General features: G+C 67.7%; 11 protein-coding genes. 3 read left to right on the top strand and 8 right to left on the bottom strand.

Going from position 1 to position 10,594, the window contains the following annotated elements; genetic code table 11:
* The coding region (locus tag J7495_RS19635; RefSeq protein ID WP_294058672.1) for a TonB-dependent receptor plug domain-containing protein at positions 1 to 432 on the bottom strand (432 nt) is incomplete at its 3' end.
* Between the two features lie 232 nt (positions 433 to 664).
* Between J7495_RS19635 and J7495_RS19630 the strand changes: the two genes are divergently transcribed.
* Genes J7495_RS19630 through nagA form a run of 3 tightly spaced genes read left to right on the top strand, consistent with a single transcriptional unit; the run spans position 665 to position 3,603 of the window.
* Entirely contained in the window at positions 665 to 1,408 is a 744-nt protein-coding gene (locus tag J7495_RS19630; protein ID WP_294058671.1) for a GntR family transcriptional regulator, read from the top strand.
* A 6-nt stretch (positions 1,409 to 1,414) separates the two neighbouring features.
* Positions 1,415 to 2,446, top strand: a complete 1,032-nt coding sequence (locus J7495_RS19625; protein ID WP_294058670.1) for an SIS domain-containing protein — start codon at positions 1,415 to 1,417, stop codon at positions 2,444 to 2,446.
* Positions 2,446 to 3,603 (top strand): N-acetylglucosamine-6-phosphate deacetylase, encoded by a 1,158-nt coding sequence (gene nagA, locus J7495_RS19620; protein ID WP_294058669.1) that lies wholly within the window; start codon positions 2,446 to 2,448, stop codon positions 3,601 to 3,603. Before J7495_RS19625 ends, nagA begins: the two co-directional genes overlap by 1 nt.
* 177 nt (positions 3,604 to 3,780) lie before the next feature.
* On the opposite strand, the gene J7495_RS19615 is transcribed toward nagA, so the two are convergent.
* Genes J7495_RS19615 through cyoA form a run of 7 tightly spaced genes read right to left on the bottom strand, consistent with a single transcriptional unit; the run spans position 3,781 to position 10,446 of the window.
* On the bottom strand, positions 3,781 to 4,311 hold the full coding sequence (locus tag J7495_RS19615; protein WP_294058668.1) for a response regulator transcription factor: 531 nt from the start codon (positions 4,309 to 4,311) through the stop codon (positions 3,781 to 3,783).
* Positions 4,308 to 5,585 carry an ATP-binding protein gene (locus J7495_RS19610; protein ID WP_294058667.1) on the bottom strand — a complete coding sequence of 426 codons (1,278 nt, stop codon included), beginning with the start codon at positions 5,583 to 5,585 and terminating at the stop codon, positions 4,308 to 4,310. The genes J7495_RS19615 and J7495_RS19610 overlap by 4 nt, the downstream gene beginning before the upstream one ends.
* Positions 5,582 to 6,253 (bottom strand): SURF1 family protein, encoded by a 672-nt coding sequence (locus tag J7495_RS19605; RefSeq protein WP_294058666.1) that lies wholly within the window; start codon positions 6,251 to 6,253, stop codon positions 5,582 to 5,584. Before J7495_RS19605 ends, J7495_RS19610 begins: the two co-directional genes overlap by 4 nt.
* On the bottom strand, positions 6,250 to 6,609 hold the full coding sequence (gene cyoD / locus J7495_RS19600; RefSeq protein ID WP_294058665.1) for a cytochrome o ubiquinol oxidase subunit IV: 360 nt from the start codon (positions 6,607 to 6,609) through the stop codon (positions 6,250 to 6,252). Before cyoD ends, J7495_RS19605 begins: the two co-directional genes overlap by 4 nt.
* Positions 6,606 to 7,241: a cytochrome o ubiquinol oxidase subunit III gene (gene cyoC, locus J7495_RS19595; protein WP_294058664.1), complete on the bottom strand. Its 636-nt coding sequence runs from the start codon at positions 7,239 to 7,241 to the stop codon at positions 6,606 to 6,608. The genes cyoD and cyoC overlap by 4 nt, the downstream gene beginning before the upstream one ends.
* 4 nt (positions 7,242 to 7,245) lie before the next feature.
* A complete protein-coding gene (gene cyoB, locus J7495_RS19590; protein ID WP_294058663.1) occupies positions 7,246 to 9,252 on the bottom strand; it encodes a cytochrome o ubiquinol oxidase subunit I in 2,007 nt (668 codons plus the stop codon).
* A gap of 18 nt (positions 9,253 to 9,270) precedes the next feature.
* Positions 9,271 to 10,446 carry a ubiquinol oxidase subunit II gene (gene cyoA / locus J7495_RS19585; RefSeq protein ID WP_294058662.1) on the bottom strand — a complete coding sequence of 392 codons (1,176 nt, stop codon included), beginning with the start codon at positions 10,444 to 10,446 and terminating at the stop codon, positions 9,271 to 9,273.
* Positions 10,447 to 10,594 lie beyond the last annotated feature (148 nt).

Raw genomic sequence — 10,594 nt, 5'->3', positions numbered from 1 at the left:
GTTGACGAGCTGCGGCGCGAGCAGCGCGTAGTTGAAGGTGCGGCCCGGCGAATCGAGGATGAACCAGTCGGCCGAAGCGACGGTCTGGCCGTTCAGCAGGGTGCGGTTCAGCGCCGGATCGGTGCCGAGGATCGAGACCTTCTCGCCCTGGCCGAACTGGCGGTCGACGGTGACGCCCGGAACCAGCGTCAGCGCTTCGGCGACGTTGGTGTTGGGGAACTTGCCGACATCTTCGGAAGAGACCGAGTCGATGATCGCATCGGCCTTGCGCTTGGCGTCGATCGACTGGGCGAGCGATGCGCGGAAGCCGGTGACGACGATCTCGCCTTCATCGGCAGGCTGGGCAGTGGTGTCGCTGGTCTGTGCATGCGCGGCGCCGGTGAGCAGCGCCATGGCGCTGGCCGTGCCGATAAGAAATCCCCGGATCCCCATGTCTCATCCCCTTGGTCAGATGTTTCTGAACTTGCTTATGCTTCTTATGATTCTTTGTGGTACGTCGCTGGTAGACCAGTCGCGTACCAATACCCGTACCATTCCTCAGCCAATGGGGGTCGTCAAGACGGATTCTTACATTGGGATTACAGTCCAGTGCAATTTTCTGCTGACAATGGTACGTTAGTGGTACTAGTGTTGCATAAGGCGCACAGCCGATTATGGGGAAGCGATGCCGCTGCTGGCAGAAAAGATCAGGCCGCTCGATGGCCCGGGGAGAGGGCCGCTATACCGGCAGCTCGAGAACGCGTTGCGCGAAGCGCTGCGCGACAATCTGCTCAAGCCCAATGAAGCGCTCCCCGCCGAGCGGGACCTCGCTGCTGATCTCTCGGTCTCGCGAATCACCTTGCGCAAGGCGATCGACAAGCTGGTCGACGAGGGGTTGCTGGTCCGTCGCCACGGCGCAGGCACCTTCGTGGCGAGCCGCGTCGAGAAGCAGTTCGCCAAGCTCTCGTCCTTCTCGGAAGACATGGCCTCGCGGGGGCGGACCGTACGAAGCGAATGGCTGATCCGCGCGGCCGGCGCGGTGACCGGTGAGGAATCGCTCACCTTCGGCCTCAGCCCGGGCACCGAAGTCTATCGCTTCCACCGCATCCGCTATGCCGACGAGGTGCCGATGGCGCTCGAGTTCGCGATCATCCCGGGCTTCGGCCTGCCGGGGATCGAGGCGGTCAGTTCCTCGCTCTACGCCGCGCTCCAGGCGACCGGCATGCGCCCGGTGCGCGCGCTCCAGCGGCTGCGCGCGGTCCTCTTCAACGAGGAACAGGCCGAGCTGCTCGGGATCGAAGCCGGCGCGCCGGGATTGTACATCGAGCGGCGCGGCTTTCTCGCCGACGGGCGCGTGATCGAAGCCACGCAGAGCTGGTACCGAGGCGACGCCTATGACTTCGTCGCCGAACTCGACACGCGGGGCTGAGCCGGCATGAAGGATCCCGCCACGACGAAGATGTTCCAGGAGGCCGGCGAAGCGGCCGAGGTGATCGCCCGCCAGTTCGCCGCCAATGCCGAGATGGTCACCGCGATCGGCGAGACGCTGCGCCAGGCCCCGCCGCGCGGTGTGCTCACCTGCGCGCGCGGCAGCTCGGACCATGCCGCGACCTTCGCCAAATACCTGTTCGAGACCCGGCTCGGCGTGCTGACCACCTCTGCCGCCCCTTCGGTCGCCTCAGTCTATGGCGCGAGCGCCGACACGTCGGACATGCTCGCGCTCGGCATCTCGCAGTCGGGCAAGAGCCCCGACATCCTCGCGGCGATGCGCGGCGCCAAGTCGGGCGGCGCGCGGACGATCGCGCTGGTCAATGTCGCCGAGTCGCCGCTCGCCGCCGAAGCCGATATGGTGCTGCCGCTCCACGCCGGGCCCGAGCTCAGCGTCGCCGCGACCAAATCGTACATCGCCAGCCTCACCGCGCTGCTCCACCTCGCCGGCGGCTGGGCCGCTGACGGCGTGCTGCTCGCCGCGCTCCAGGCCGCGCCGGAGCAGCTCCGCGCCGCCTGGGCCTGCGACTGGACTCCGCTCGTCGACCGGCTGGAGAAAGCGCGCGGGCTCTACGTCATCGGCCGCGGCATCGGCTTCGGCGTCGCGCAGGAAGCCGCGCTCAAGTTCAAGGAGACCTGCGGGCTCCATGCCGAGGCGTTCAGCGCCGCCGAGGTCCGCCATGGGCCGATGGCGCTGGTGGGACCGGACTTCCCGCTGCTCGTCTTCCGCCAGGCCGACCAGACCGCCGATGGGATCGACCAGCTCGTCGCCGAAGTGGTGGCGCGCGGCGGCGATGTGCTCGTCGCGGGCGATGCGCCCGACGGGGCGATTGCCCTCCCCCATCCCGCGGCGCATCCTGCGATCGAGCCGATGCTGCAGATCCAGGCCTTCTATCGCGCCGCGAACGCGCTCTCGATCCGCCGCGGCTTCGATCCCGACCGGCCCCCGCTGCTCGCCAAAGTGACCGAAACCGTCTGATGGCGACGGCGCTGATCCCGTCGCGCGTCCTGGTGGACGGCGCCTTCCGCAGCGACCTCGCGGTGATCGTCGATCGCGGCCGGATCGCCGCGCTGGTGCCGGTGGCCGAGCTGCCTGCCGCGATGCCGCGCGAGGCGCTCGAGGGCACGCTGGTCCCCGGCTTCATCGACACCCAGGTCAACGGCGGCGGCGGCGTGCTGTTCAACGACGCGCCGACGGTCGACGGCATCGCCGCGATCGGCGCCGCGCATCGCCGCTTCGGCACCACCGGCTTCCTGCCGACGCTGATCAGCGACGATCTCTCGGTGATCCGCGAGGCGGTGGCGGCAGTCGATACGGCGATCCAGCAGGGCGTGCCGGGGGTGCTCGGCATCCATATCGAGGGGCCGTTCCTCAACGTCGACCGCAAGGGCATCCATCTTCCCGAGAAGATCCGCCCGCTCGACGAGGAGGGGCTGGCAGTGCTCACCTCGCTCAGCCGCGGCCGCACGCTGGTGACGCTTGCCCCCGAGCGCGCGCCGGCGGGGATGATCGCGCGGCTGGTCGAAGCGGGCGTGATCGTCTCGGCGGGCCACACCAACGCGACCTATGAGGAAGCGAGCGCCGCGATCGACGCTGGGCTCACGGGCGTGACGCATCTGTTCAACGCGATGACCCAGCTCGGCTCGCGCCGCCCGGGGGTGGTCGGCGCGGCGCTCGAGCGCGACGAAGTCACCTGCGGGATCATCGTCGACGGGCATCACGTCAGCCCCGCGACGCTCCGGCTTGCGCTGCGCTGCAAGTCTCCGGCGCGGATGATGCTGGTGACCGACGCGATGCCCTCGGTCGGCTCGGACGCGGGCGAGTTCCTGCTCCAGGGTCGGCGGATCTTCGTGCGCGACGGCGCGGTGACCGATGCGGCGGGAACGCTGGCGGGGTCGAACCTCGACATGGTCGGAGCGGTGCGGAACACCGCGGCGATGCTCGGCGTGCCGCTGGAGATCGCAGTGGCGATGGCAAGCGCGACGCCGGCGGGGTTCCTTGGGGTTGGCTCAGAGACCGGGCGGATCGCCGCGGGGTTGCGGGCGGACCTGGTGCTGCTCGACGAGGCGCTGGACGTGAGCGCGACGTGGATCGGCGGGGTCCGCGAGGATGTGCGGGTAACGCAGCCGGCCTGAGCCAACTCGTCCGCTAACGTCCCTCCCCTAAATCGCCCGCTGACGCCCTCCACCTAAGCCGTCATCCCGGCGAAAGCCGGGACCCAGGGCCACGGGCGACGCGGCTTGCTGCCCTGGGTCCCGGCTTTCGCCGGGATGACGGCGGTTATTTTAAGACGGCGGTTATTTAAGGCGTCCTCACTTCAGCGGCCGCTTCTCCAGCTTCCTTGCCAGGGTCCGCCGGTGCATCCCCAGCCGCCGCGCTGCCTCCGAGATGTTGAAATCGGTCTCCACCAAGGTCTGGTGGATATGCTCCCATTCCACCGTCTTGATCGACGACTGGCGGTGCGTCACCGGCGCTTCGGGATCGCCTTCGTCGCGGAAGAAGGCCGCTTCGATGTCGTCGGTGTTCGACGGCTTGGCGAGATAATAGCTCGCGCCCAGCTTGATCGCCTCCACTGCCGTCGCGATGCTGGCGAAGCCGGTCAGCACCACGATCCGCATGTCGGCGTCGCTCGCGCGCAGCGTCTGCACGCAGGCCAGCCCCGAGGCACCGCCCAGCTTCAGATCGACCACCGCGAACCCCGGCTTCTCGTCCTCGAGCAGCGCGGCCAGTGCCTCATGGCTCTCGGCGAGCAGCACGCGATAGTCGCGCCGCTCGAACGAGCGCTTGAGCGTCCGTGCGAACGCCGCATCGTCCTCGACGATCACCAGCAGCTTCTCGTTCATCCCGGCCTCGCGATCGCGTCCAACGGCAGCGTAATCCGCACCAGCGCCCCGCCGGCCACACGGTTGTACGCCACTGCGCCGCCGCCCAGCTTGCGCAGAACATTGACCAGCAGGAACAGCCCCAGCCCGCCGCCGGGCCGCCCCTTCGTCGATCGATAGGGCTGGCCGAACCCGCCGAGCATCTCGGGCGCGAACCCCGGCCCCTTGTCCGCCACTTCGAGCACCAGCGCATCGCCCGCGCGCGCCGCGGTGATCCCGATCCATGCAGGCGAGACTTCGGCGGCATTGTCGATCACATTGCCGATCACCTGGCGCAGCGCCGGATCGGAGACGATCGCCACATCGGGCCCGAACTGGTCCGAATAATCGACCTCGGCGGGCGCCCGGCTCGCGCGCCATTCGGCGACGATGCCGTCGAGGAAGGTGCGCATCGTGGTGAACTCGGGCGCTTCCCCCCTCGCCTCGCCCGCGGACATCAGGATGCCGCTGAGGATCGTCTTGCAACGCGCGATCTCGGCCTGCATGTCGATAATGTCCTGCGCGAGGTCGGCGTCGCCCGAGAGCCGCGGCATCCGCTGCCAGTCGCCGAGGATCACCGACACCGACGCGAGCGGCGTCCCCAGCTCATGCGCCGCGCCCGAGGCGAGCAGCCCCATGCGGACGATATGGTCCTCCTCGGCGGCGCGCTGGCGGCTTGCGGCGAGCGCGGCGTCGCGGTCGCGCAGGTTGCGGCTGATCCGCGTGACGAACAGCACGAGCAGGATCGCGATCAGGGCGAAACAGATCAGGCTGCCGGTGAGGTAGAGGTTGAACGGGCTGTGGTAGCGCTCCGGAATCGCGAGCGGCACCGGGTCGATCGCCGCCGCGATCAGCCCCAGCCCCGCGGCGCCGACGATCGCCCAGCTCGACCAGGGCTTGAGCAGCATCGCGCCGAGCACGACGTGGAGAAGGAACAGCGACGCGAAGGGGTTCGCGAGCCCGCCGGTGAAGTGGAGCTGCCAGGCGAGCGCGGCGACGTCGAGCAGCAGCGCGCCGGTGATGACTTCGTTGGTCACCGCGCCCTTGCGGCGGAGCAGCGGCAGGCTGACGAAGTTGATCGCCATCAGCGCGATCGGCGCGAGCAGCAGCGGCACGAGCGGCAGCCGGATCCCCAGCATCCGGTCGACCGCCGCGATCGTCGCGAGCTGGCCGCCGACCGCGATCCAGCGGAACTGGATGAGCAGCCACAGGTTGCGCCGCCCCGGCCCCCATTTCGACGGGTCGATCGGGTTCATGCCTCGGCCCTGCGGAAGCGCCACGCGCCCCAGGCGGCGAGCCCGGCAAGCGCGAACCAGGTCAGCGCGTAGACGAGATGGTTGTCGGGGAAGTGCACCACGGTCAGTCCGCCGACGGGATAGCCGCCCGGGTTCGGCCTGTCATCGGCGTCGATGAAATAGGGCGCCGTCCCCCCCAGTCCGCGCGCCCGGGCGATCGCCGCGACGTCGCGCGAATACCAGCGATTGCCCGCGGGATCGTTGGTGCGCAGGAAGCCGCCGCCCGGCTCGGTGATGCGCAGCAGGCCGGTGACGGTCACCTCGCCCGCCGGATTGCCCGCCGCGCGCGTCTTCGGATCGCGCTTCTCGGGCGGCACGAAGCCCCGGTTGACCAGCAGCGTGAAGTCGCGCGTCACCAGCGGTGTCAGCACCCAATAGCCCGCGCCGCGCTCGGTCACGGCCTGGACGAAGGTCTCGCGGTCATGTTCGAACCGCCCCGTCACGCGAACGTGCCGATAGGCATCGCGCTCGGCATCCGCCGAGACCGGCGCCGCCACCGCGGGCGCCGCCACGCGCGCGTTCACCGCGGCGATCAGCGCATGCTTCCACTGCATCCGCTCGAGCTGCCAGACACCCAGCCCGGCGAGCACGACCGCCGCCAGCGCCGCGCCCAGCCAGGCGAACCTCACGGCAGCTGGCTCGGATCCGGCATCGGCATCATGTTGGTGTTGAGGTTGTACATCACCCACAGCGAGCCGCTCAGCGTGATCACCACCACGATCAGCGTGAAGACCAGCGCGGTCATCGGCCAGCCGCCCTCCGCCTTGCCGTTCATGTGGAGGAAGTAGATCATGTGGACGAGGATCTGCACCGCCGCGAAGCCCATGACCAGCGCCGCCGTCACGCCGTTGGCGAAGGGATGCGCCATCACCAGCCAGAAGGGGATAGCGGTGAGCACCACCGACAGGCCGAAGCCGATCAGATAGTCCTTGAGGCTGCCGTGCGGCTCGCCGGCATCGTGCTCATGATGCGTTTCAGGGCTCATCGCAGCATTCCCATCAGATAGACGAAGGTGAAGACGCCGATCCAGATGACGTCGAGGAAGTGCCAGAACAGGCTGAGGCACATCAGCCGGCGCCGGTTGGCCTGGATCAGGCCGAAGCGGCTCACCTGCACCATCATCGTCACGATCCAGATCGAGCCGAAGGTGACGTGCAGCCCGTGCGTCCCCACCAGCGTGAAGAACGCCGAGAGGAAGGCGCTGCGCGTCGGCCCGGCGCCTTCGTGGATCAGATGGTTGAACTCATAGAGCTCGATCCCGAGGAACGCCGCGCCGAAGCAGAGCGTGACCGCGAGCCACAGGATGGTGCCGCGTTTCCTGCCCTTCGCCATCTCGAGCATCGCGAAGCCGTAGGTGATCGACGAGAACAGCAGCATCGCGGTGTTCAGCGCGACGAGCGGCAGGTCGAACAGCTCCTTGGGCCCGGGCCCCGCGGCATAATTGCCGCCGAGCACCGCATAGGCGGCGAACAGGATCGCGAAGATGAGGCAGTCGCTCATCAGGTAGATCCAGAAGCCCAGCATCGTGCTGTAGCCTTCGGGATGCGGATGCTCGTCGAGCTCGTAGAAGCGCACCGGCTGGGCCGGATCGGCGGCGGGGAGAGTCGCTGTGCTCATGGGGTCAGGCTCCGGCCGCCATCAGCGCCGCGGTGCGCCTGGCCTCGGTCGCGGCGACGGTTTCGGCGGGGATGTCGAAATCGCGCTTGTAGTTGAAGGTGTGCGCGATCGCGGCGGCGATCAGCGCGACGAAGCCGAGGCCTGCGAGCCACCAGATGTGCCAGATCAGCGCGAAGCCCAGCACCAGGCTGATCCCCGCGAGCACGATCCCCGCGCCGGTGTTGCTCGGCATGTGGATCGGGCGATAGCCGGCGAGCGGCCGCTCGGCACCCCGCGCCTTCATGTCGTGCCATGCGTCGAGGTCGTGGATCACCGGGGTGAAGGCGAAGTTGTAGGCGGGCGGCGGCGAGGAGGTCGCCCATTCGAGCGTGCGGCCATGCCAGGGGTCGCCGGTCACGTCCTTCAGCTCCTCGCGCTTCCAGATGCTCACGCCGAACTGGATCAGCATCGCCGCGATGCCCACCGCGATCACGGCCGCGCCGACCGCCGCGATCACGAACCAGATGTGGATCGAGGCATCGTCGAACACGCGCATCCGCCGCGTCACGCCCATCAGCCCCAGGATGTAGAGCGGCATGAACGCCAGCCAGAAGCCCACCACCCAGCACCAGAAGCTGACCTTGCCCCAGAAGACGTCGAGCTTGAACCCGAAGGCCTTGGGCCACCAATAGTTGATCGCCGCGAACACGCCGAACACCACGCCGCCGATGATGACGTTGTGGAAGTGCGCCACCAGGAACAGCGAATTGTGGAGCACGAAGTCCGCCGGCGGCACCGCGAGCATCACGCCGGTCATCCCGCCGATCACGAAGGTGAGCATGAACGCCACCGTCCACATCATCGGCAGCTCGAAGCGGATCCGCCCGCGGTACATGGTGAAGAGCCAGTTGAAGATCTTCGCGCCCGTCGGGATCGAGATCACCATCGTGGTGATGCCGAAGAAGCTGTTGACGCTCGCGCCCGATCCCATGGTGAAGAAGTGGTGCAGCCAGACGAGGTAGCTCAGGATGGTGATGCACACCGTGGCGTAGACCATCGACGAATAGCCGAAGAGCTTCTTGCCCGCGAAGGTCGAGGTGACTTCGGAATAGACGCCGAACAGCGGCAGGATGAGGATGTAGACCTCGGGATGGCCCCAGATCCAGATCAGGTTCACGTACATCATCGGGCTGCCGCCGAAGTCGTTCGTGAAGAAGTTGGTGCCGGCATAGCGGTCGAGGCTGAGCAGTGCGAGCGCGGCGGTGAGCACCGGGAAGGTCGCGACGATCAGCACGTTGGTGCACAGTGCGGTCCAGGTGAAGATCGGCATCTTCATCAGCCCCATGCCCGGCGCGCGCAGCTTGAGGATCGTCACGATCAGGTTGATTCCTGAGAGCGTCGTCCCGACGCCCGCGATCTGCAGCGACCATATGTAATAATCGACGCCGACGTCGGGACTGTAGGACAGGTTCGACAGCGGCGGATAGGCGAGCCAGCCGGTCCGCGCGAACTCGCCGACGAACAGCGACATCATCACCAGCACCGCGCCCGCGGTGGTCATCCAGAAGCTGAAGTTGTTGAGGAACGGGAAGCTCACGTCGCGCGCGCCGATCTGGAGCGGCATGATGTAGTTCATGAGGCCCGTGACGAAGGGCATCGCCACGAAGAAGATCATGATCACGCCGTGCGCGGTGAACACCTGGTCATAGTGGTGCGCGGGCAGATACCCCTCGCTGCCGTTGAACGCGAGCGCCTGCTGCGCGCGCATCATGATCGCGTCGGCGAAGCCGCGCAGGAACATGACCAGCCCGAGGATCATGTACATGATCCCGATCTTCTTGTGGTCGACGCTGGTGAACCATTCGGTCCAGAGATAACCCCAGAGCTTGTAGCGCGTGATCAGCGCGAGCACCGCCAGCCCCCCGAGCACCACGCCCGCGAAGGTGACGAGGAGGATCGGCTCGTGGAGCGGCAGCGAGTCCAGCGAGAGGCGCCCGAAGATCGGGCTATAGGGTTCGGCGTGCGGTTGCATCTGGGTCTCGATGAGCGATCAGGAATTGGGACGCGACGGGCGGGCGCCGTCGGCAAGGGCGGGAACGGGCTCGCCGGGGCGCGGCAGGCCGGCGCCGCTCAGCGGTGCGAGGTTCGCCGGCGCGGCGAGGTCCTTGCCGATCGCGGGGAAGTCCTTGGTGGTGCAGACGGCCGTCACGAAGCGGCCCTTGCCCGGCGGCAGCGTGCCGCGCGCGCCGAACTTGTCGTAGCTGAGCGCGCTGACGTTCCACTTGCCCGCCTCGCCCATGCCGCCACGCGCGTCGATCATCGCCATGTCGTGCATGCACATCTTGCTGGGATCGACGCAGAGGTTGACCACCGCGTCGAACAGCGTCGGATCGACCGAGGCCCAGCGGCGCACCGGTTCCTTCTCGCTCGGCCGCTCGAGCTGGAGATAGGCGTTGCGGTCGAGGCTCCCGCCCGCCCCGCGCGCCTCTGCGACCCAGGCGTCGAAGTCCTTCGGCGCGAGGCTCAGCGCCTTGAAGCGCATGTTCGAGAAGCCCGCGCCCGAATAATTCGCCGAGAAGCCGATGTAGCTGCCGGTCTTGTCGAACACCGCGTGGAGCTTGGTCTCCATCGCCGGCATCGCATAGATCTGCCCGGCGAGCGCGGGGATGTAGAAGCTGTTCATCACCGACGACGAGGAGATGCGGAAGCGGATCGGCCGCCCCTCGGGCGCGGCGAACTCGTTGACCGTGGCGATGCCCTGCTCGGGGTAGATGAACAGCCATTTCCAGTCGAGCGCGACCACCTGGACTTCCAGTGGCCGCACGTCGGCGGCGATCGGCTTGCCCGGGCCGGTGCGCGCGAGGCTGCGATAGGGGTCGAGCAAATGCGTGCCCACCCACGTCACTGCGCCGAGCGTGATGATGATCAAGAGCGGGGCCGCCCAGATGCCGAGCTCGACCGCGGTGGAGTGGTCCCAGTCGGGCTCGTAGGTCGCTTGCGTATTGCTCGCGCGGTAGCGCCAGGCGAACCACACCACCAGCGCCATCACCGGCACGATGATCACGAGCATCAGCAGCGTCGAGAAGATCACCAGGTCGGCCTGCTGGCGCGCCACGTCGCCCGCCGGATCGAGCACGACCATGTTGCACCCGCCCAGCAGCGGTATCGCTGCGATAGGCGCGAGCCGCCGGAGCGACCTGCGAAGCTGCTGCAATTGTGAAATCATGGGTGCGGCGCCTATCGCTGCACCGCAACAGGCTCCATGGGACATTTTGTCCAATCCCCTTGCGGCCGATCAATGCCGAAGGGGCCATAGCAAAGCTGACCGTTTAGATCAGCCACCGAATCATATAGTAGTGCGGCGCTGGAGATGC

The sequence above is a fragment of the Sphingomonas sp. genome (assembly GCF_017745215.1).
Classification (GTDB): Bacteria; Pseudomonadota; Alphaproteobacteria; order Sphingomonadales; family Sphingomonadaceae; genus Sphingomonas.
This window is presented reverse-complemented; position numbering and strand designations above follow the sequence as displayed.

Excerpts from the sequence above, each read along its gene's own strand:
- J7495_RS19615 (WP_294058668.1), bottom strand. The coding sequence starts at position 4,311 with ATGAACGAGAAGCTGCTGGTGATCGTCGAGGACGATGCGGCGTTCGCA.
- cyoD (WP_294058665.1), bottom strand. The coding sequence starts at position 6,609 with ATGAGCCCTGAAACGCATCATGAGCACGATGCCGGCGAGCCGCACGGC.
- cyoA (WP_294058662.1), bottom strand. The coding sequence starts at position 10,446 with ATGATTTCACAATTGCAGCAGCTTCGCAGGTCGCTCCGGCGGCTCGCG.
- J7495_RS19610 (WP_294058667.1), bottom strand. The coding sequence starts at position 5,585 with ATGAACCCGATCGACCCGTCGAAATGGGGGCCGGGGCGGCGCAACCTG.
- J7495_RS19630 (WP_294058671.1), top strand. The coding sequence starts at position 665 with ATGCCGCTGCTGGCAGAAAAGATCAGGCCGCTCGATGGCCCGGGGAGA.
- J7495_RS19625 (WP_294058670.1), top strand. The coding sequence starts at position 1,415 with ATGAAGGATCCCGCCACGACGAAGATGTTCCAGGAGGCCGGCGAAGCG.
- nagA (WP_294058669.1), top strand. The coding sequence starts at position 2,446 with ATGGCGACGGCGCTGATCCCGTCGCGCGTCCTGGTGGACGGCGCCTTC.
- cyoC (WP_294058664.1), bottom strand. The coding sequence starts at position 7,241 with ATGAGCACAGCGACTCTCCCCGCCGCCGATCCGGCCCAGCCGGTGCGC.
- cyoB (WP_294058663.1), bottom strand. The coding sequence starts at position 9,252 with ATGCAACCGCACGCCGAACCCTATAGCCCGATCTTCGGGCGCCTCTCG.